The sequence below is a fragment of the Acinetobacter sp. CS-2 genome (assembly GCF_016599715.1).
Taxonomy (GTDB): Bacteria; Pseudomonadota; Gammaproteobacteria; order Pseudomonadales; family Moraxellaceae; genus Acinetobacter.
In genome coordinates, this window is the sequence record NZ_CP067020.1 from 1 (window position 1) to 20,852 (window position 20,852).

Genomic DNA, 20,852 nt, shown 5'->3' on the forward strand with positions numbered 1-20,852 from the left:
GTGAAGAAAGCTATTTTATTTACTTTTTTATTTACTTTTTTGTCACCAGCTTTTGCTATAGAACAGAATTTTAAAATAGAAAATAATTTAGATATCAATAAGTTAAAGATTGAAGAAGATAAATATGTAGAAGTCATTAATTCTATAGTTGAAGATGTAATGGAAAATGGTATTTATTTCACTACGGGAGAAAAAAAAATATTAATGGATGGTGTTAATTACAAATATCAAGTACAGGATGTTAACGCGTTTTTAAAAAAAGAAGTTTTTAGAAGAAATGTAGAAAAAGCTAAAGTTTTTAAATCAAAAGCATTACTCTATCAAGCGATGCTAAGATCTAAAAATATTGATAGTAATGGGAATGCTTGGATCTCACATGGTTGGGCTGCTTCGAAAACTTGTTTTACATTTACTCTTTTAAATAAAAATAAACAACCGATGGGTGATTCTGCTGATTTTTTAATAAAAAGAATGTTCACTATTTATGATTTTGTAGAAAATGACCTTATCAGTGGTGGATATATTCCGTATGATCCAAACACTTTGCAAAAACTTATAAATGATCCTAAAGATATATTATTAGCAGAAGGTGATTTTTATGAGCGAGTTAGTCTCGAACAGTTAGCACAAATAGGTGAAATCTCATTAAAAGCTTTTCCATGTCGTTAAATAATTAAGAGAAAAAGCGTTTTGTATGAATATATAATTATTCATACAAAACTTAAATTTATAGGACTTACGCATTGACGGATTCAAAAAAGTATTAAAATACTTTATAAAGTATCTGTGATCAGACGAATTAAACATGCTTCTACAGCAACTTGTACATTACCCATTTATATGGGCTTTCTCATGACAGAACCGAACTCTATTAGCTGCACACAACTTGCCGAGACTTATAATATCTCGCATGATAGTGTAAATCGCTTTCTAGAGCGTGAAGACTACACACCTCACGACCTATATCAAGAATCAATTCAACATATTGATAATAATAAACTTATAGTCAGTATTGATGATACTGTTTTAGATAAACCATATAGTCAACATATGGACTTGGTTAGCTATTTTTGGTCAGGCAAACACCACCGATCCGTCAAGGGTATTAATCTCATTACCTTGTATGCGACAGATCGAAATGGTCAAAATATTCCAATTAATTTCCGAATTTATGACAAATCTGAAAGTAAAACCAAGAATGATTACTTTATGGATATGTTAAGTGAAGTACTCAGTTGGGGTGCAAAGATTCAATTTATTACAGGTGATAGTTGGTATTCATCGACTGGAAATCTAAAAACCATAAGAAAATATGGTATTCGATTTATGTTTGGTATCGACTGTAACCGTAAGGTTTCCCCAGAAAAAGGACAATGGTTTCAACTGCGCTTATTGCCAGATTTCCATCAGGGTCAAGTGATCTGGCTCAAAGATTTTGGCTTTGTACAATTATTTAAGACTCAGTTAAAAGAACAGCAGAGGTTTTATATTGTGCATCAAGATGAAGATGATTTATTGTCCTTTGAAGGTTTTCATGAATTACATTCAAGTCATTGGAAAATAGAGCAATATCACCGGGTGATTAAACAGGTTTGTCATATTGAAAAGTTTCAAGTAAGACGATCTAAACTGATTTTGAATCATATTTTTTCAGCCTTGATGGCCTACGTTGAGATACAAAAGAACCAGTTTGAGCGGATCTTTGAAAATATATATCGTTGGCAGAAGAAATTATTTAGACCAATGATCAAAAACTTCATTGATGACTTTATTCTCGATAAAAATCATCTGCTACCACAGAGAATCTATAAGTAATAGTGCGTAAGTCCTAATTTATTAATTAACTAAAAAAATCCTCATTACTGATTGAAAGTTTCTCTGATTCTTTTTCTTTTAAATTATCCTGCTTAATAAGCTCTTTTTCTTTTAAATTATTCTGCTTAACAGGCTCTTTTTCTTTTAAATTATCCTGCTTAACAGGCTCTTTTTCTTTTAAATTATCCTGCTTAACAGGCTCTTTTTCTTTTAAATTATTCTGCTTAACAGGCTCTTTTTCTTTTAAATTATTCTGCTTAACAGGCTCTTTTTCTTTTAAATTTGGCTCTTCGTTAAAAGTATTTTGCTGATCAATGATATTAGGTCTTTCTTTAATCTGTTGGTTTTCTTCAATAAAATTATCCTCTTCAATCTCTTGATTTTCTTCAATAAAATTATCTTCTCCAATCTCTTGGTTTCCTTCAACTGATATTTCTTCTAATTGCTGTACTGAAGTATTTGATGAAGTTAGTTTCAAATAACTACCAATAATGACGAATAAAAAAATTATAAATAATGATGATAGAAAAATATGTTTATTATCTTTAGCAGATTTCTTAGCATCTTCTCGGGCATCATGTTCTGCCTTTTCTCTAGCAGATTTCTTAGCATCTTCTCGGGCATCATGTTCTGCCTTTTCTCTAGCAGATTTCTTAGCATCTTCTCGGGCATCATGTTCTGCCTTTTCTCTAGCAGATTTCTTAGCATCTTCTCGGGCATCATGTTCTGCCTTTTCTCTAGAAAATTTTTCACCTTGAGACTTTGAACTATATTGCGATTCTTGTTTTTTTTTAAAAGTGATAAATGATCTCAATTGTTCATCATACTCAGACCTTTTTATCTCACTCAATAATATATCTTTTATTTCATTCAAAAATTTCATTTTGTCTTCAGCATCATGTGCTTTGTAGCGATCTGGATGAAATTTTTGAGCCAGCTTTCTATAAGCATATTTTATTTCTTGACTAGAAGCCTGATTAGATACATTCAGAAATTGGTAATAGTCAATCATTGTTAAAACTTATATCTGAAAAAAAACTAATTTTTTCAAAATTTTAACAAATTAGATAGACCATTTTTTCAAAAAACTACTAAAAGATGATACTGATTAAACCTACTAAAAATATTTCTCTAACGGTTGTATCTCAGCTCTTTTAGGTTAGATTTTAGGAATTAAATGATCAAAAGCCTGTTTCAAATAATAACTAAAGATAAAAATTGAGTATAAAAAATTTAATATTTGATATTAAATAATTTTTTTTTATAATTCAGATAAAATTTTCTATATTTGAAAAAAATGGTAATTCTTAGTGTTGGAGTAATTATTTATCAAATAATTATTTTTATTATTGTTACTGCATCTGGTAAAAGAGGGAGATGGATAGTTACTCCTATCGCCTGCTTATGGACCATCACTCATGTCTTTTTCCCACCCTTAATGATTCTACAGTTTTGTGTTATAGCATTTGCATTTGCTTGTGCGGGAGTCTAGAAACCGCTCATTTAACATAATGGCGGTTATACGAAGTACACTTGTATATTAATTGAAATATCAACTGCTTAAAAATTTAATCCTGATCACAAAAACCACAAAAAGCCGATTTTGAAACAAGTCGGCTTTTTTATGAGCGGTTTTGATACTTCTTGCCAATAATTTTGTTTAAAAAGTAGTCAATTTTTCGGTTTTTCCAATGTTCTCAACGTCCCAGGATCTAAAATTATCCCCATTTCCTGCGGATAAACCTGGGACAGTTTTTAGCCGGTCTTGTACGCATTTGCTTACGTCAATTACGGCCCTTTGCGCCTGTACGACCTGGCTGCAATTTCCTATGATGGATTCATCAGGAACAGGAAGTTCCACACAATAATAAGAACATAGATACGCACAAGGACTGTAAGGTACGACAGGAGTTATACCGAGTGAACCCATACGAAAAACCCCGGCAGGATGCTGGGGTTTTTTATTGTTTAAATGGTTTTTCTAACATGTTCTGTTATTCCCAAGTAGAAATGTCCTACCTAATAACCAAATAGAAATGTCCTATATGGACATTTCCAAGTCAAGCACAGGATTCAGATTTCTTTGTTGAACTGCTGTTTTCTGTGCACGTCTGCTTGGCATCTTTTGAGAACGATTACGTTTGTTTTGCTGTTCTAATTCTTCATGCTGTTGCTGGATATGAGCCAAGACTGAACTCAAACGTTTATTCTCAACAATCTCTCGCTGGTTCAGCTGACTTAATTTATCGAAGATACTGTAATTGATCTTCCGGCCTTTGTGCATGATAGCTACAGTACCATCCGGGTATTCCAGAAACTCAAGATATTTACCGATTAGCTTCTGATTTTCTTCTGTCTTCTCCAGGAGATATACGCATTTATCATAAGTAATGGTCAGGCTATTGGTGACTCTGCGGGGTTCACGCCAGGTAAAAATATCATCTAATTGCTCAGCTGTTTCGGTGACAGAGCGGTGTAGATCCTTGGGATTAAAAGCCATCTTTGTAAACTTGAGATTGAACTGCTCGATAAAACAGGGCAACCACTGATTCGCATCTGCAATCGAACTGATACCTTCCAGGCGCATCTCCTTGATCAGACGGTCCTGAAGGGTTCTGTTGGCACGTTCCACACGGCCTTTGGCCTGGGGTGAGTTAGCGAAGATGATATCGATATTGAGGGTACTGAGTACGCGTCCAAATTGCGTAATCTTGGTGTCTTTCTTGCTGCTTTGATTCACTCTAAAGACTGAATGTTTGTCGCTGTAAAACGCCAATGGCTTACCGTGCTGTTCGACATACAGGCGTGTCGAAATCATATAGTCAAAGGCTGATTCTGATTCACAGAAGCGTAAATGCTGTAATTTGCCTGTGGCATCATCAATAAACACCAGCAGACAGCATTTAGCAGCGCGTCCTTCGAACCAGTCATGGTGAGAGCCATCAATCTGGATCAGTTCACCATAACAATCCCGGTTATATCGAGGCTGATATGGGCGTTTCAGGCGCTTGGAGCGAGGAATCCACAAATCGGCTGCAATCATCCAGCAACGCAGGGTTTCTACTGAAAGATCGAATCCATGCACGGTGGTGAGCTTTTCATGCGCTAAAGTGGGTCCGAAACCATGCAGTTGGTCAGAAACAATATTGAGGCACTTGAGTCTGAGTTCTTCAGGAAGCCTGGAATTGCTGGATTGGCCACGACCGGCATGGGCTAATGCAGCTGGGCCTTGAGCTTTATATTTCTGCAGTAAGCGTCTGATCTGACGTTCTGAAATATGAAGTAGCTGAGCAGCCTGGGATTGAGTTATGCGTTGATCGCAGATTTCCTGCAAGATCGACAATCGTTTAAGTTCTTTATCCGACATAGACACCAACATATCAAACCGTCCGCTTCAATAATCGCAAAAGTGCATATTCTAAAAGCGGACATTTTTACTTTGGAGAAACCGGACATTTCTATAAAGAGCTTTAATTTGATTCTGTGAAGGGGTAATCCCCCCCTAAAATTTTTGCAGTGACAACAAAAGGAAAACGCTTTGAAGTACCTGCAATTGTTGAAGTTGCAAAGTAGTTTTTATTTAACATAAAATCTCATATACGAAATTCGGGTGTTAGAACCCATTAAAAGTGTACTCATCAGTACACTTTGAAATTTTGATATAAAAAATTTAACATGAAATCTCATATACGAAATTCCGTTGTAAGCCTCAAATAGAAATGTCCTGTCTTAAAATTTGATCGTGGATCTGACTTTTGAAATGAACAAATCAATCGAATTTTGATTCCTGGAAAAGTCTAGCAGTAAGCCATTGACCCTAGATCTGATTTCTTTCGGATCTGTTAACTCACCACTCATGAGATTTTTCAGCAAACCGCCCACTTTATTCAAATCTGCTTTCAGGCTGCGGATCTCCTGGATGTTTTTTACATCCGTTAGGCTTTTCGGCTGATAGCCAAGTCCAAGATCACGCAAATATTGAGAAGCAGATAAATTTCCCATTGCAGCAGACTCTTCTATTTGCTTTTTCTCAGCTTCAGTGACAACTACTTGTATTACTTTTTGGCGTATCCGTTTCGGCATTTTTTCTAATTTCTACTGTATTTTGGCTATGCCAACAGCTCCGCAGGACAAGATGAACCGTTGAGCTGAATAGCGAATAAGGGGGTAATTTATATAACTAAGGCTTGCCATGTTATATAACATTACACATCTTGCCAATATCACTGAAAGTTCAATTGCACATAAACGCATATAATTGCACATCAAAATGAATAAAAACCATTTAAAAGCTTATAGTTGCAGATAATTTCATATAAAATCGTATAAAAGCTCTTAATTGCATATAGTTGCACATAATTGCATAAATTAAAGAAAGAGGAAGTAATTATGGTCACCAGACATGGCGCAAAGAAATTCATCATCTCTGTATTACCAGAAATAGAAAAACGGCTGGAATCTGGTTATACAATTAAGGAAATCCACGCTGATTTACCTGAGCTAGCGAAGAATATTTCTTACAGTTCAGTTTTACGAAATTTGAGCAAAATGGGAATCAGTGAAAAAAAGCCACATTCAAATAAAATAGAAAAATCAGTGGACCTGGATACTGCTTCTAGTTCTAGCCAAAAAATAACGAATGCTCAAAGAAATCTTGAAAATCTACAGAAGCGACCTGAGAAATTTAAATTTGATCATGGAACAAATGATAAGGAATTAATCTGAATCCTCTTTAAATGTAGCTCTAAATGCTGCCTGTTTGCGATTTAAGCTCAAATCCACACTGGAAGGTACAGAACGAGTGTCTACGAGTGAAATCGCTGAAATTCGCGCTTAGACCCTCTGAAAAACAGCTTTTTAGGCTGTGAAGCCTAAATAAGCGTAAATTACATGCAGAAAATTGAGTCTAGATCGAGCGCAGCGAGTAAAAAAGCTCTATGAGCGAAGCGAATTCATCGTGCTTTTGCTTTTTATTAAAGTCACAACGAGATGAGCCAAAAAATTGCCCCGACGAATCGAGCGAAAGCGAGATTCAATAAAGTTTGAGCGTAGCGAAAACCAAGGGCAATTTTTCTTTGCCTGGGCTTTTAATTATTTTAAAGTTTTTAAATGCTTTTAGACATGCTGAAACCCTTTATTCACAAGGGATTCAAAACCTATATGACACCGTTTACCTTGCTATATGACACCGTTTACCTTGCTATATGACACCGTTTACCTTGCTATATGACACCGTTTACCTTGCTTATAGCACTAAAATTAATTATTGTGTCATAGCATAATAAATAATATTGGTGCTTCATGAGAGAATTAGTTGTAAAAGACAATGCCTTAATTAATGCAAGCTATAACTTAGATTTAGTAGAACAACGTTTAATTTTATTGGCCATTGTTGAGGCAAGAGAAAGCGGGAAAGGTATTAATGCTAATGATCCCCTTGAAGTACATGCAGAAGGCTATATCAATCAATTTGGCGTACATCGCAATACGGCTTATCAAGCATTAAAAGATGCGTGTAATGATTTATTTGCAAGACAATTTAGCTATCAAAAAATAAATGAACGAGGGAATATTGAGAACTATAGATCCCGTTGGGTTAGTGAAATTGGATATGTAGATAATGAAGCAGTGGTTAAACTTATCTTTGCCCCAGCCATAGTTCCCTTAATTACACGCTTAGAAGAGCATTTCACTAAATACGAATTGCAGCAAGTTAGTAATCTCAGCAGTGCTTATGCTGTTCGCTTATATGAATTATTAATTGCTTGGAGAAGTACTGGCTCTACTCCTGTTATAGAGCTAAGTGATTTCCGTCAAAGAATTGGCGTACTCGATACAGAGTACAAGCGTATGGAACGCTTTAAAACTAGTGTACTTGAGCTTGCTATTAAACAAATTAACGAACATACAGATATCACAGTGAAGTATGAACAACACAAAAGAGGTCGATCAATTTCAGGTTTTTCTTTTACGTTTAAACAGAAGAAAAAGGATAATCAATCAATAGAAAGAGATCCGAATACCTTAGACCTTTTTTCAAAGATGACCGATGCTCAACGGCATATGTTTGCAAACAAACTTTCAGAACTCCCTGAAATGGGTCGCTATTCACAAGGAACTGAAAGCTATCCTCAATTTGCTGTTCGTATTGCTGAGATGCTACAAGACTCTGAAAAAATCAAAGAACTAGCCCCATACCTAAAAAAAGTGGGATACATGCCATCAAATAAAAAGGACACCGTAAATGGCTAAGTTATCACTAAGTGAAGTATCTAAAAAATTTCATGTGGATAGATCAACCATTTACAGAGCTGTACGTAATGGACGTTTATCACGCTCCAGTGATGGACAATTCGATCTAGCAGAGGTCATCCGATGCTTTGGAGAACCTGAGCAAACATCTCAAAAAATTGAATCATCTAAGCAAGAAGGTGATGAATCTACAAAAAAACTTATTGCCCATTTAGAAAATGAAGTCAAAAAATACCAAGAACGTGAAGAACGGTTAATGCAACAAATTGACCGTATGCAAACACTCATTGAGCTGAAAAGTGTTGCACCTGTCACAGCAGCACCACAACAAGATGCTACGGCATGCGACACAGATATGCCACAGCATGCGACAACACAACAAGACAATGATAATAAAAAGAATAATGAATTAAATATTGCAGAAAATGTGGCAGTGCCACAGCAAGAAACTACGGCATACCACACCCAAACGCTACAGCATGCCACGTTGCAAAATGTGGCAGTGCCACAACACAAAAAACGTGGTTTATTTGGCCGTGTGCTGAATGCCGTCTTTGATAATGACTGAGCAATAAGGGTGAAAGATCATGCCAAAACTGAAAGACATCGCCCTGGGCATTGTGGTTGCTCCAGTACTGATCCCAATCATGCTGATTGCATCCTACCAGGACAAAAAAACATTTAAAAAAGAGCTGGAAGAACGCCAAAAAGAACAGAAACAGAAGCAATGATTATTCATTTAAGCTAATCAAAGTCGTGGAACATTGATTAAATAGTAAACGTGAAACGGGTTAAAAAGATAAAAAAGCCCAAGCATGGCGTGTTGGGCTTCTTAAATTACACTATATCATTGAAAAATAAGGAAAATATATAAGCATTTCGTATAAGGTGTATTATGTTAATTTTAGATCATCTTCATTAACTAATTTTATTTTTTATATGTCCCAATAGAGATGGATCCGGAAATTTGAACAACTCCTATAAGTGATACTCTGCTCCTCAAATGATGTTATAAACATCAATATATGGAGTATTTTATGGCACGTAGACCAAGAAGAAATCATTCAAACGACTTTAAGGCTAAGGTAGCACTTGCTGCGATCAAAGCAGAAAAAACACTTGCTGAATTGAGTTCTGAGTTTGATGTTCATCAAAACCAAATTATTGACTGGAAAAATCAATTGATCTCAGCTTCCTCACAAGCTTTCGATCAATCAAAAGCTCCATCAGAACCTCCCATTGATCTTAAAAAGTTACATGCAAAAATCGGTGAGCAGGCATTAGAAATTGATTTTTTAGAAGGTGTGTTGAAGAAACTGGGCCGCTTCAACCACAAAAGTTAATCGATCACTCACTTCAGATTTCAGTATCTAAACAAGCTAAGTTACTGAAAGTCTCTCGTGGTTGTTATTATTATCGCCCAAAACCTGTTAGCTCATCAGATCTGAAGCTGATGCGATGTATTGATGAATTACATATGCAATATCCTTTTGCAGGCAGTCGTATGATGCGTGATTTGTTGAATCGTCAAGGGCATCATATAGGACGACGTCATACACGTACTTTAATGAAGAAAATGGGTATTCAGGCGTTATATTGCAAACCAAATTTAAGCCAGGCTAATCAAGCTCACCGTAAATATCCATATCTGCTCAAAGGATTGGCTATTCAGCGCAGTAATCAAGTGTGGTCTACTGATATAACGTATATCCCTATGGCAAAAGGCTTTGTTTATTTATGTGCTGTGATTGATTGGCATAGCCGCAAGGTACTTGCGCATAGGGTATCGATTAGTATGGAGGTGGATTTTTGTATTTCGGCTTTAAATGAAGCGATTGAAAAATATGGATCACCTGAAATATTGAATACAGACCAAGGCAGTCAGTTCACCAGTGATGCATTTATTGATGTATTGAAATCAAATGGCATTCAAATCAGTATGGATGGTAAAGGTCGATGGGTAGATAATGTGATGGTTGAACGATTATGGCGGAGCGTTAAATATGAAGAGGTGTATCTCAAAGCTTATAGCAGTGTCACAGATGCGAAAAAGCAATTGAGTGCATATTTTGAGTTTTATAATCTGAAACGACCTCATTCGAGTCTAGACAAAATGACACCAAATGAGTTTTACTATGATCAGCTACCCCAACAAAACAAGGTGGCTTAACTAGAGCGGAATATCACTTATAAATACGCTTTTAGTTGTTCAAACAAGTGGAACCACCTCTCAATCTACTGGCTAAAATACACAACAAAAAATAAACCTACTTTACTTTTCCTGAAAAAACTAAATTCAACAATTTCAGCTATATAAGTGTTACTTTTGCTAAATTAATGACTTTTTAAGGATTGATTTGTGAAGAAAGCTATTTTATTTACTTTTTTATTTACTTTTTTGTCACCAGCTTTTGCTATAGAACAGAATTTTAAAATAGAAAATAATTTAGATATCAATAAGTTAAAGATTGAAGAAGATAAATATGTAGAAGTCATTAATTCTATAGTTGAAGATGTAATGGAAAATGGTATTTATTTCACTACGGGAGAAAAAAAAATATTAATGGATGGTGTTAATTACAAATATCAAGTACAGGATGTTAACGCGTTTTTAAAAAAAGAAGTTTTTAGAAGAAATGTAGAAAAAGCTAAAGTTTTTAAATCAAAAGCATTACTCTATCAAGCGATGCTAAGATCTAAAAATATTGATAGTAATGGGAATGCTTGGATCTCACATGGTTGGGCTGCTTCGAAAACTTGTTTTACATTTACTCTTTTAAATAAAAATAAACAACCGATGGGTGATTCTGCTGATTTTTTAATAAAAAGAATGTTCACTATTTATGATTTTGTAGAAAATGACCTTATCAGTGGTGGATATATTCCGTATGATCCAAACACTTTGCAAAAACTTATAAATGATCCTAAAGATATATTATTAGCAGAAGGTGATTTTTATGAGCGAGTTAGTCTCGAACAGTTAGCACAAATAGGTGAAATCTCATTAAAAGCTTTTCCATGTCGTTAAATAATTAAGAGAAAAAGCGTTTTGTATGAATATATAATTATTCATACAAAACTTAAATTTATAGGACTTACGCATTGACGGATTCAAAAAAGTATTAAAATACTTTATAAAGTATCTGTGATCAGACGAATTAAACATGCTTCTACAGCAACTTGTACATTACCCATTTATATGGGCTTTCTCATGACAGAACCGAACTCTATTAGCTGCACACAACTTGCCGAGACTTATAATATCTCGCATGATAGTGTAAATCGCTTTCTAGAGCGTGAAGACTACACACCTCACGACCTATATCAAGAATCAATTCAACATATTGATAATAATAAACTTATAGTCAGTATTGATGATACTGTTTTAGATAAACCATATAGTCAACATATGGACTTGGTTAGCTATTTTTGGTCAGGCAAACACCACCGATCCGTCAAGGGTATTAATCTCATTACCTTGTATGCGACAGATCGAAATGGTCAAAATATTCCAATTAATTTCCGAATTTATGACAAATCTGAAAGTAAAACCAAGAATGATTACTTTATGGATATGTTAAGTGAAGTACTCAGTTGGGGTGCAAAGATTCAATTTATTACAGGTGATAGTTGGTATTCATCGACTGGAAATCTAAAAACCATAAGAAAATATGGTATTCGATTTATGTTTGGTATCGACTGTAACCGTAAGGTTTCCCCAGAAAAAGGACAATGGTTTCAACTGCGCTTATTGCCAGATTTCCATCAGGGTCAAGTGATCTGGCTCAAAGATTTTGGCTTTGTACAATTATTTAAGACTCAGTTAAAAGAACAGCAGAGGTTTTATATTGTGCATCAAGATGAAGATGATTTATTGTCCTTTGAAGGTTTTCATGAATTACATTCAAGTCATTGGAAAATAGAGCAATATCACCGGGTGATTAAACAGGTTTGTCATATTGAAAAGTTTCAAGTAAGACGATCTAAACTGATTTTGAATCATATTTTTTCAGCCTTGATGGCCTACGTTGAGATACAAAAGAACCAGTTTGAGCGGATCTTTGAAAATATATATCGTTGGCAGAAGAAATTATTTAGACCAATGATCAAAAACTTCATTGATGACTTTATTCTCGATAAAAATCATCTGCTACCACAGAGAATCTATAAGTAATAGTGCGTAAGTCCTAATTTATTAATTAACTAAAAAAATCCTCATTACTGATTGAAAGTTTCTCTGATTCTTTTTCTTTTAAATTATCCTGCTTAATAAGCTCTTTTTCTTTTAAATTATTCTGCTTAACAGGCTCTTTTTCTTTTAAATTATCCTGCTTAACAGGCTCTTTTTCTTTTAAATTATCCTGCTTAACAGGCTCTTTTTCTTTTAAATTATTCTGCTTAACAGGCTCTTTTTCTTTTAAATTATTCTGCTTAACAGGCTCTTTTTCTTTTAAATTTGGCTCTTCGTTAAAAGTATTTTGCTGATCAATGATATTAGGTCTTTCTTTAATCTGTTGGTTTTCTTCAATAAAATTATCCTCTTCAATCTCTTGATTTTCTTCAATAAAATTATCTTCTCCAATCTCTTGGTTTCCTTCAACTGATATTTCTTCTAATTGCTGTACTGAAGTATTTGATGAAGTTAGTTTCAAATAACTACCAATAATGACGAATAAAAAAATTATAAATAATGATGATAGAAAAATATGTTTATTATCTTTAGCAGATTTCTTAGCATCTTCTCGGGCATCATGTTCTGCCTTTTCTCTAGCAGATTTCTTAGCATCTTCTCGGGCATCATGTTCTGCCTTTTCTCTAGCAGATTTCTTAGCATCTTCTCGGGCATCATGTTCTGCCTTTTCTCTAGCAGATTTCTTAGCATCTTCTCGGGCATCATGTTCTGCCTTTTCTCTAGAAAATTTTTCACCTTGAGACTTTGAACTATATTGCGATTCTTGTTTTTTTTTAAAAGTGATAAATGATCTCAATTGTTCATCATACTCAGACCTTTTTATCTCACTCAATAATATATCTTTTATTTCATTCAAAAATTTCATTTTGTCTTCAGCATCATGTGCTTTGTAGCGATCTGGATGAAATTTTTGAGCCAGCTTTCTATAAGCATATTTTATTTCTTGACTAGAAGCCTGATTAGATACATTCAGAAATTGGTAATAGTCAATCATTGTTAAAACTTATATCTGAAAAAAAACTAATTTTTTCAAAATTTTAACAAATTAGATAGACCATTTTTTCAAAAAACTACTAAAAGATGATACTGATTAAACCTACTAAAAATATTTCTCTAACGGTTGTATCTCAGCTCTTTTAGGTTAGATTTTAGGAATTAAATGATCAAAAGCCTGTTTCAAATAATAACTAAAGATAAAAATTGAGTATAAAAAATTTAATATTTGATATTAAATAATTTTTTTTTATAATTCAGATAAAATTTTCTATATTTGAAAAAAATGGTAATTCTTAGTGTTGGAGTAATTATTTATCAAATAATTATTTTTATTATTGTTACTGCATCTGGTAAAAGAGGGAGATGGATAGTTACTCCTATCGCCTGCTTATGGACCATCACTCATGTCTTTTTCCCACCCTTAATGATTCTACAGTTTTGTGTTATAGCATTTGCATTTGCTTGTGCGGGAGTCTAGAAACCGCTCATTTAACATAATGGCGGTTATACGAAGTACACTTGTATATTAATTGAAATATCAACTGCTTAAAAATTTAATCCTGATCACAAAAACCACAAAAAGCCGATTTTGAAACAAGTCGGCTTTTTTATGAGCGGTTTTGATACTTCTTGCCAATAATTTTGTTTAAAAAGTAGTCAATTTTTCGGTTTTTCCAATGTTCTCAACGTCCCAGGATCTAAAATTATCCCCATTTCCTGCGGATAAACCTGGGACAGTTTTTAGCCGGTCTTGTACGCATTTGCTTACGTCAATTACGGCCCTTTGCGCCTGTACGACCTGGCTGCAATTTCCTATGATGGATTCATCAGGAACAGGAAGTTCCACACAATAATAAGAACATAGATACGCACAAGGACTGTAAGGTACGACAGGAGTTATACCGAGTGAACCCATACGAAAAACCCCGGCAGGATGCTGGGGTTTTTTATTGTTTAAATGGTTTTTCTAACATGTTCTGTTATTCCCAAGTAGAAATGTCCTACCTAATAACCAAATAGAAATGTCCTATATGGACATTTCCAAGTCAAGCACAGGATTCAGATTTCTTTGTTGAACTGCTGTTTTCTGTGCACGTCTGCTTGGCATCTTTTGAGAACGATTACGTTTGTTTTGCTGTTCTAATTCTTCATGCTGTTGCTGGATATGAGCCAAGACTGAACTCAAACGTTTATTCTCAACAATCTCTCGCTGGTTCAGCTGACTTAATTTATCGAAGATACTGTAATTGATCTTCCGGCCTTTGTGCATGATAGCTACAGTACCATCCGGGTATTCCAGAAACTCAAGATATTTACCGATTAGCTTCTGATTTTCTTCTGTCTTCTCCAGGAGATATACGCATTTATCATAAGTAATGGTCAGGCTATTGGTGACTCTGCGGGGTTCACGCCAGGTAAAAATATCATCTAATTGCTCAGCTGTTTCGGTGACAGAGCGGTGTAGATCCTTGGGATTAAAAGCCATCTTTGTAAACTTGAGATTGAACTGCTCGATAAAACAGGGCAACCACTGATTCGCATCTGCAATCGAACTGATACCTTCCAGGCGCATCTCCTTGATCAGACGGTCCTGAAGGGTTCTGTTGGCACGTTCCACACGGCCTTTGGCCTGGGGTGAGTTAGCGAAGATGATATCGATATTGAGGGTACTGAGTACGCGTCCAAATTGCGTAATCTTGGTGTCTTTCTTGCTGCTTTGATTCACTCTAAAGACTGAATGTTTGTCGCTGTAAAACGCCAATGGCTTACCGTGCTGTTCGACATACAGGCGTGTCGAAATCATATAGTCAAAGGCTGATTCTGATTCACAGAAGCGTAAATGCTGTAATTTGCCTGTGGCATCATCAATAAACACCAGCAGACAGCATTTAGCAGCGCGTCCTTCGAACCAGTCATGGTGAGAGCCATCAATCTGGATCAGTTCACCATAACAATCCCGGTTATATCGAGGCTGATATGGGCGTTTCAGGCGCTTGGAGCGAGGAATCCACAAATCGGCTGCAATCATCCAGCAACGCAGGGTTTCTACTGAAAGATCGAATCCATGCACGGTGGTGAGCTTTTCATGCGCTAAAGTGGGTCCGAAACCATGCAGTTGGTCAGAAACAATATTGAGGCACTTGAGTCTGAGTTCTTCAGGAAGCCTGGAATTGCTGGATTGGCCACGACCGGCATGGGCTAATGCAGCTGGGCCTTGAGCTTTATATTTCTGCAGTAAGCGTCTGATCTGACGTTCTGAAATATGAAGTAGCTGAGCAGCCTGGGATTGAGTTATGCGTTGATCGCAGATTTCCTGCAAGATCGACAATCGTTTAAGTTCTTTATCCGACATAGACACCAACATATCAAACCGTCCGCTTCAATAATCGCAAAAGTGCATATTCTAAAAGCGGACATTTTTACTTTGGAGAAACCGGACATTTCTATAAAGAGCTTTAATTTGATTCTGTGAAGGGGTAATCCCCCCCTAAAATTTTTGCAGTGACAACAAAAGGAAAACGCTTTGAAGTACCTGCAATTGTTGAAGTTGCAAAGTAGTTTTTATTTAACATAAAATCTCATATACGAAATTCGGGTGTTAGAACCCATTAAAAGTGTACTCATCAGTACACTTTGAAATTTTGATATAAAAAATTTAACATGAAATCTCATATACGAAATTCCGTTGTAAGCCTCAAATAGAAATGTCCTGTCTTAAAATTTGATCGTGGATCTGACTTTTGAAATGAACAAATCAATCGAATTTTGATTCCTGGAAAAGTCTAGCAGTAAGCCATTGACCCTAGATCTGATTTCTTTCGGATCTGTTAACTCACCACTCATGAGATTTTTCAGCAAACCGCCCACTTTATTCAAATCTGCTTTCAGGCTGCGGATCTCCTGGATGTTTTTTACATCCGTTAGGCTTTTCGGCTGATAGCCAAGTCCAAGATCACGCAAATATTGAGAAGCAGATAAATTTCCCATTGCAGCAGACTCTTCTATTTGCTTTTTCTCAGCTTCAGTGACAACTACTTGTATTACTTTTTGGCGTATCCGTTTCGGCATTTTTTCTAATTTCTACTGTATTTTGGCTATGCCAACAGCTCCGCAGGACAAGATGAACCGTTGAGCTGAATAGCGAATAAGGGGGTAATTTATATAACTAAGGCTTGCCATGTTATATAACATTACACATCTTGCCAATATCACTGAAAGTTCAATTGCACATAAACGCATATAATTGCACATCAAAATGAATAAAAACCATTTAAAAGCTTATAGTTGCAGATAATTTCATATAAAATCGTATAAAAGCTCTTAATTGCATATAGTTGCACATAATTGCATAAATTAAAGAAAGAGGAAGTAATTATGGTCACCAGACATGGCGCAAAGAAATTCATCATCTCTGTATTACCAGAAATAGAAAAACGGCTGGAATCTGGTTATACAATTAAGGAAATCCACGCTGATTTACCTGAGCTAGCGAAGAATATTTCTTACAGTTCAGTTTTACGAAATTTGAGCAAAATGGGAATCAGTGAAAAAAAGCCACATTCAAATAAAATAGAAAAATCAGTGGACCTGGATACTGCTTCTAGTTCTAGCCAAAAAATAACGAATGCTCAAAGAAATCTTGAAAATCTACAGAAGCGACCTGAGAAATTTAAATTTGATCATGGAACAAATGATAAGGAATTAATCTGAATCCTCTTTAAATGTAGCTCTAAATGCTGCCTGTTTGCGATTTAAGCTCAAATCCACACTGGAAGGTACAGAACGAGTGTCTACGAGTGAAATCGCTGAAATTCGCGCTTAGACCCTCTGAAAAACAGCTTTTTAGGCTGTGAAGCCTAAATAAGCGTAAATTACATGCAGAAAATTGAGTCTAGATCGAGCGCAGCGAGTAAAAAAGCTCTATGAGCGAAGCGAATTCATCGTGCTTTTGCTTTTTATTAAAGTCACAACGAGATGAGCCAAAAAATTGCCCCGACGAATCGAGCGAAAGCGAGATTCAATAAAGTTTGAGCGTAGCGAAAACCAAGGGCAATTTTTCTTTGCCTGGGCTTTTAATTATTTTAAAGTTTTTAAATGCTTTTAGACATGCTGAAACCCTTTATTCACAAGGGATTCAAAACCTATATGACACCGTTTACCTTGCTATATGACACCGTTTACCTTGCTATATGACACCGTTTACCTTGCTATATGACACCGTTTACCTTGCTTATAGCACTAAAATTAATTATTGTGTCATAGCATAATAAATAATATTGGTGCTTCATGAGAGAATTAGTTGTAAAAGACAATGCCTTAATTAATGCAAGCTATAACTTAGATTTAGTAGAACAACGTTTAATTTTATTGGCCATTGTTGAGGCAAGAGAAAGCGGGAAAGGTATTAATGCTAATGATCCCCTTGAAGTACATGCAGAAGGCTATATCAATCAATTTGGCGTACATCGCAATACGGCTTATCAAGCATTAAAAGATGCGTGTAATGATTTATTTGCAAGACAATTTAGCTATCAAAAAATAAATGAACGAGGGAATATTGAGAACTATAGATCCCGTTGGGTTAGTGAAATTGGATATGTAGATAATGAAGCAGTGGTTAAACTTATCTTTGCCCCAGCCATAGTTCCCTTAATTACACGCTTAGAAGAGCATTTCACTAAATACGAATTGCAGCAAGTTAGTAATCTCAGCAGTGCTTATGCTGTTCGCTTATATGAATTATTAATTGCTTGGAGAAGTACTGGCTCTACTCCTGTTATAGAGCTAAGTGATTTCCGTCAAAGAATTGGCGTACTCGATACAGAGTACAAGCGTATGGAACGCTTTAAAACTAGTGTACTTGAGCTTGCTATTAAACAAATTAACGAACATACAGATATCACAGTGAAGTATGAACAACACAAAAGAGGTCGATCAATTTCAGGTTTTTCTTTTACGTTTAAACAGAAGAAAAAGGATAATCAATCAATAGAAAGAGATCCGAATACCTTAGACCTTTTTTCAAAGATGACCGATGCTCAACGGCATATGTTTGCAAACAAACTTTCAGAACTCCCTGAAATGGGTCGCTATTCACAAGGAACTGAAAGCTATCCTCAATTTGCTGTTCGTATTGCTGAGATGCTACAAGACTCTGAAAAAATCAAAGAACTAGCCCCATACCTAAAAAAAGTGGGATACATGCCATCAAATAAAAAGGACACCGTAAATGGCTAAGTTATCACTAAGTGAAGTATCTAAAAAATTTCATGTGGATAGATCAACCATTTACAGAGCTGTACGTAATGGACGTTTATCACGCTCCAGTGATGGACAATTCGATCTAGCAGAGGTCATCCGATGCTTTGGAGAACCTGAGCAAACATCTCAAAAAATTGAATCATCTAAGCAAGAAGGTGATGAATCTACAAAAAAACTTATTGCCCATTTAGAAAATGAAGTCAAAAAATACCAAGAACGTGAAGAACGGTTAATGCAACAAATTGACCGTATGCAAACACTCATTGAGCTGAAAAGTGTTGCACCTGTCACAGCAGCACCACAACAAGATGCTACGGCATGCGACACAGATATGCCACAGCATGCGACAACACAACAAGACAATGATAATAAAAAGAATAATGAATTAAATATTGCAGAAAATGTGGCAGTGCCACAGCAAGAAACTACGGCATACCACACCCAAACGCTACAGCATGCCACGTTGCAAAATGTGGCAGTGCCACAACACAAAAAACGTGGTTTATTTGGCCGTGTGCTGAATGCCGTCTTTGATAATGACTGAGCAATAAGGGTGAAAGATCATGCCAAAACTGAAAGACATCGCCCTGGGCATTGTGGTTGCTCCAGTACTGATCCCAATCATGCTGATTGCATCCTACCAGGACAAAAAAACATTTAAAAAAGAGCTGGAAGAACGCCAAAAAGAACAGAAACAGAAGCAATGATTATTCATTTAAGCTAATCAAAGTCGTGGAACATTGATTAAATAGTAAACGTGAAACGGGTTAAAAAGATAAAAAAGCCCAAGCATGGCGTGTTGGGCTTCTTAAATTACACTATATCATTGAAAAATAAGGAAAATATATAAGCATTTCGTATAAGGTGTATTATGTTAATTTTAGATCATCTTCATTAACTAATTTTATTTTTTATATGTCCCAATAGAGATGGATCCGGAAATTTGAACAACTCCTATAAGTGATACTCTGCTCCTCAAATGATGTTATAAACATCAATATATGGAGTATTTTATGGCACGTAGACCAAGAAGAAATCATTCAAACGACTTTAAGGCTAAGGTAGCACTTGCTGCGATCAAAGCAGAAAAAACACTTGCTGAATTGAGTTCTGAGTTTGATGTTCATCAAAACCAAATTATTGACTGGAAAAATCAATTGATCTCAGCTTCCTCACAAGCTTTCGATCAATCAAAAGCTCCATCAGAACCTCCCATTGATCTTAAAAAGTTACATGCAAAAATCGGTGAGCAGGCATTAGAAATTGATTTTTTAGAAGGTGTGTTGAAGAAACTGGGCCGCTTCAACCACAAAAGTTAATCGATCACTCACTTCAGATTTCAGTATCTAAACAAGCTAAGTTACTGAAAGTCTCTCGTGGTTGTTATTATTATCGCCCAAAACCTGTTAGCTCATCAGATCTGAAGCTGATGCGATGTATTGATGAATTACATATGCAATATCCTTTTGCAGGCAGTCGTATGATGCGTGATTTGTTGAATCGTCAAGGGCATCATATAGGACGACGTCATACACGTACTTTAATGAAGAAAATGGGTATTCAGGCGTTATATTGCAAACCAAATTTAAGCCAGGCTAATCAAGCTCACCGTAAATATCCATATCTGCTCAAAGGATTGGCTATTCAGCGCAGTAATCAAGTGTGGTCTACTGATATAACGTATATCCCTATGGCAAAAGGCTTTGTTTATTTATGTGCTGTGATTGATTGGCATAGCCGCAAGGTACTTGCGCATAGGGTATCGATTAGTATGGAGGTGGATTTTTGTATTTCGGCTTTAAATGAAGCGATTGAAAAATATGGATCACCTGAAATATTGAATACAGACCAAGGCAGTCAGTTCACCAGTGATGCATTTATTGATGTATTGAAATCAAATGGCATTCAAATCAGTATGGATGGTAAAGGTCGATGGGTAGATAATGTGATGGTTGAACGATTATGGCGGAGCGTTAAATATGAAGAGGTGTATCTCAAAGCTTATAGCAGTGTCACAGATGCGAAAAAGCAATTGAGTGCATATTTTGAGTTTTATAATCTGAAACGACCTCATTCGAGTCTAGACAAAATGACACCAAATGAGTTTTACTATGATCAGCTACCCCAACAAAACAAGGTGGCTTAACTAGAGCGGAATATCACTTATAAATACGCTTTTAGTTGTTCAAACAAGTGGAACCACCTCTCAATCTACTGGCTAAAATACACAACAAAAAATAAACCTACTTTACTTTTCCTGAAAAAACTAAATTCAACAATTTCAGCTATATAAGTGTTACTTTTGCTAAATTAATGACTTTTTAAGGATTGATTT

The 20,852-nt window shown here is 35.6% G+C and carries 20 protein-coding genes; 14 read left to right on the forward strand and 6 right to left on the reverse strand.

Annotated features, from left to right (window positions below; translation table 11 throughout):
- Positions 1-669, forward strand: a complete 669-nt coding sequence (locus JFY49_RS16020; RefSeq protein WP_200224905.1) for a hypothetical protein — start codon at positions 1-3, stop codon at positions 667-669.
- 117 nt (positions 670-786) lie between these two features.
- Positions 787-1,815, forward strand: coding sequence for a transposase (locus JFY49_RS16025; RefSeq protein ID WP_200223124.1), 1,029 nt, complete (start codon positions 787-789; stop codon positions 1,813-1,815).
- A 25-nt stretch (positions 1,816-1,840) separates the two neighbouring features.
- On the opposite strand, the gene JFY49_RS16030 is transcribed toward JFY49_RS16025, so the two are convergent.
- The 3 genes from JFY49_RS16030 to JFY49_RS16040 form a co-directional block, all read right to left on the reverse strand.
- Entirely contained in the window at positions 1,841-2,827 is a 987-nt protein-coding gene (locus JFY49_RS16030) for a J domain-containing protein (protein ID WP_200224906.1), read from the reverse strand.
- A gap of 1,029 nt (positions 2,828-3,856) precedes the next feature.
- Complete coding sequence (locus tag JFY49_RS16035) at positions 3,857-5,182, reverse strand: ISNCY family transposase (protein WP_200224909.1); 1,326 nt, start codon at positions 5,180-5,182, stop codon at positions 3,857-3,859.
- 362 nt (positions 5,183-5,544) lie between these two features.
- On the reverse strand, positions 5,545-5,898 hold the full coding sequence (locus tag JFY49_RS16040) for a plasmid mobilization protein (RefSeq protein ID WP_004282120.1): 354 nt from the start codon (positions 5,896-5,898) through the stop codon (positions 5,545-5,547).
- 306 nt (positions 5,899-6,204) lie between these two features.
- Between JFY49_RS16040 and JFY49_RS16045 the strand changes: the two genes are divergently transcribed.
- The 7 genes from JFY49_RS16045 to JFY49_RS16075 all read left to right on the forward strand — a co-directional run bounded on the left by JFY49_RS16045 (position 6,205) and on the right by JFY49_RS16075 (position 12,241).
- Complete coding sequence (locus JFY49_RS16045; RefSeq protein ID WP_200224907.1) at positions 6,205-6,540, forward strand: hypothetical protein; 336 nt, start codon at positions 6,205-6,207, stop codon at positions 6,538-6,540.
- 576 nt (positions 6,541-7,116) lie between these two features.
- Positions 7,117-8,067 (forward strand): replication initiation protein RepM, encoded by a 951-nt coding sequence (repM, locus tag JFY49_RS16050; RefSeq protein WP_182925430.1) that lies wholly within the window; start codon positions 7,117-7,119, stop codon positions 8,065-8,067.
- A complete protein-coding gene (locus JFY49_RS16055; protein ID WP_179994517.1) occupies positions 8,060-8,635 on the forward strand; it encodes a plasmid replication DNA-binding protein in 576 nt (191 codons plus the stop codon). The genes repM (JFY49_RS16050) and JFY49_RS16055 overlap by 8 nt, the downstream gene beginning before the upstream one ends.
- Before the next feature lie 19 nt (positions 8,636-8,654).
- Entirely contained in the window at positions 8,655-8,798 is a 144-nt protein-coding gene (locus JFY49_RS16060) for a hypothetical protein (RefSeq protein ID WP_200224908.1), read from the forward strand.
- Between the two features lie 294 nt (positions 8,799-9,092).
- Positions 9,093-10,237, forward strand: a protein-coding gene (locus JFY49_RS16065) for an IS3-like element ISAba14 family transposase (RefSeq protein ID WP_099046175.1) whose coding sequence is annotated in 2 segments (ribosomal slippage) — positions 9,093-9,357 and positions 9,357-10,237 — 1,146 coding nt in all. Because the reading frame shifts where the segments join, the coding sequence is not laid out codon by codon here.
- Between the two features lie 189 nt (positions 10,238-10,426).
- Positions 10,427-11,095 (forward strand): hypothetical protein, encoded by a 669-nt coding sequence (locus JFY49_RS16070; protein WP_200224905.1) that lies wholly within the window; start codon positions 10,427-10,429, stop codon positions 11,093-11,095.
- Between the two features lie 117 nt (positions 11,096-11,212).
- Entirely contained in the window at positions 11,213-12,241 is a 1,029-nt protein-coding gene (locus JFY49_RS16075; protein ID WP_200223124.1) for a transposase, read from the forward strand.
- Between the two features lie 25 nt (positions 12,242-12,266).
- Here JFY49_RS16075 and JFY49_RS16080 read toward each other — a convergent pair whose 3' ends face one another.
- The 3 genes from JFY49_RS16080 to JFY49_RS16090 all read right to left on the reverse strand — a co-directional run bounded on the left by JFY49_RS16080 (position 12,267) and on the right by JFY49_RS16090 (position 16,324).
- Complete coding sequence (locus JFY49_RS16080; RefSeq protein WP_200224906.1) at positions 12,267-13,253, reverse strand: J domain-containing protein; 987 nt, start codon at positions 13,251-13,253, stop codon at positions 12,267-12,269.
- A gap of 1,029 nt (positions 13,254-14,282) precedes the next feature.
- The gene (locus JFY49_RS16085; RefSeq protein WP_200224909.1) at positions 14,283-15,608 is read right to left on the reverse strand and encodes an ISNCY family transposase; all 1,326 of its coding nucleotides are present in this window, start codon (positions 15,606-15,608) and stop codon (positions 14,283-14,285) included.
- Positions 15,609-15,970: 362 nt separating this feature from the next.
- Positions 15,971-16,324, reverse strand: coding sequence for a plasmid mobilization protein (locus JFY49_RS16090; RefSeq protein ID WP_004282120.1), 354 nt, complete (start codon positions 16,322-16,324; stop codon positions 15,971-15,973).
- A 306-nt stretch (positions 16,325-16,630) separates the two neighbouring features.
- On the opposite strand from JFY49_RS16090, the gene JFY49_RS16095 reads away from it, so the two are divergent.
- The 5 genes from JFY49_RS16095 (at position 16,631) to JFY49_RS16115 (ending at position 20,663) form a co-directional block, all read left to right on the forward strand.
- Positions 16,631-16,966 carry a hypothetical protein gene (locus tag JFY49_RS16095; protein WP_200224907.1) on the forward strand — a complete coding sequence of 112 codons (336 nt, stop codon included), beginning with the start codon at positions 16,631-16,633 and terminating at the stop codon, positions 16,964-16,966.
- A gap of 576 nt (positions 16,967-17,542) precedes the next feature.
- Positions 17,543-18,493: a replication initiation protein RepM gene (repM, locus tag JFY49_RS16100; protein ID WP_182925430.1), complete on the forward strand. Its 951-nt coding sequence runs from the start codon at positions 17,543-17,545 to the stop codon at positions 18,491-18,493.
- Positions 18,486-19,061: a plasmid replication DNA-binding protein gene (locus tag JFY49_RS16105; protein WP_179994517.1), complete on the forward strand. Its 576-nt coding sequence runs from the start codon at positions 18,486-18,488 to the stop codon at positions 19,059-19,061. The genes repM (JFY49_RS16100) and JFY49_RS16105 overlap by 8 nt, the downstream gene beginning before the upstream one ends.
- Before the next feature lie 19 nt (positions 19,062-19,080).
- Complete coding sequence (locus JFY49_RS16110; protein ID WP_200224908.1) at positions 19,081-19,224, forward strand: hypothetical protein; 144 nt, start codon at positions 19,081-19,083, stop codon at positions 19,222-19,224.
- 294 nt (positions 19,225-19,518) lie between these two features.
- Positions 19,519-20,663 (forward strand): IS3-like element ISAba14 family transposase gene (locus JFY49_RS16115; protein ID WP_099046175.1). Its coding sequence is split into 2 segments (ribosomal slippage): positions 19,519-19,783 and positions 19,783-20,663, totalling 1,146 coding nucleotides; the frame shifts between segments, so codons are not numbered across the junction.
- The last annotated feature ends 189 nt before the right edge of the window (positions 20,664-20,852 follow it).

Excerpts from the sequence above, each read along its gene's own strand:
- JFY49_RS16030 (WP_200224906.1), bottom strand. The coding sequence starts at position 2,827 with ATGATTGACTATTACCAATTTCTGAATGTATCTAATCAGGCTTCTAGT.
- JFY49_RS16035 (WP_200224909.1), bottom strand. The coding sequence starts at position 5,182 with ATGTCGGATAAAGAACTTAAACGATTGTCGATCTTGCAGGAAATCTGC.
- JFY49_RS16040 (WP_004282120.1), bottom strand. The coding sequence starts at position 5,898 with ATGCCGAAACGGATACGCCAAAAAGTAATACAAGTAGTTGTCACTGAA.
- JFY49_RS16045 (WP_200224907.1), top strand. The coding sequence starts at position 6,205 with ATGGTCACCAGACATGGCGCAAAGAAATTCATCATCTCTGTATTACCA.
- repM (WP_182925430.1), top strand. The coding sequence starts at position 7,117 with ATGAGAGAATTAGTTGTAAAAGACAATGCCTTAATTAATGCAAGCTAT.
- JFY49_RS16055 (WP_179994517.1), top strand. The coding sequence starts at position 8,060 with ATGGCTAAGTTATCACTAAGTGAAGTATCTAAAAAATTTCATGTGGAT.
- JFY49_RS16060 (WP_200224908.1), top strand. The coding sequence starts at position 8,655 with ATGCCAAAACTGAAAGACATCGCCCTGGGCATTGTGGTTGCTCCAGTA.
- JFY49_RS16080 (WP_200224906.1), bottom strand. The coding sequence starts at position 13,253 with ATGATTGACTATTACCAATTTCTGAATGTATCTAATCAGGCTTCTAGT.
- JFY49_RS16085 (WP_200224909.1), bottom strand. The coding sequence starts at position 15,608 with ATGTCGGATAAAGAACTTAAACGATTGTCGATCTTGCAGGAAATCTGC.
- JFY49_RS16090 (WP_004282120.1), bottom strand. The coding sequence starts at position 16,324 with ATGCCGAAACGGATACGCCAAAAAGTAATACAAGTAGTTGTCACTGAA.
- JFY49_RS16095 (WP_200224907.1), top strand. The coding sequence starts at position 16,631 with ATGGTCACCAGACATGGCGCAAAGAAATTCATCATCTCTGTATTACCA.
- repM (WP_182925430.1), top strand. The coding sequence starts at position 17,543 with ATGAGAGAATTAGTTGTAAAAGACAATGCCTTAATTAATGCAAGCTAT.
- JFY49_RS16105 (WP_179994517.1), top strand. The coding sequence starts at position 18,486 with ATGGCTAAGTTATCACTAAGTGAAGTATCTAAAAAATTTCATGTGGAT.
- JFY49_RS16110 (WP_200224908.1), top strand. The coding sequence starts at position 19,081 with ATGCCAAAACTGAAAGACATCGCCCTGGGCATTGTGGTTGCTCCAGTA.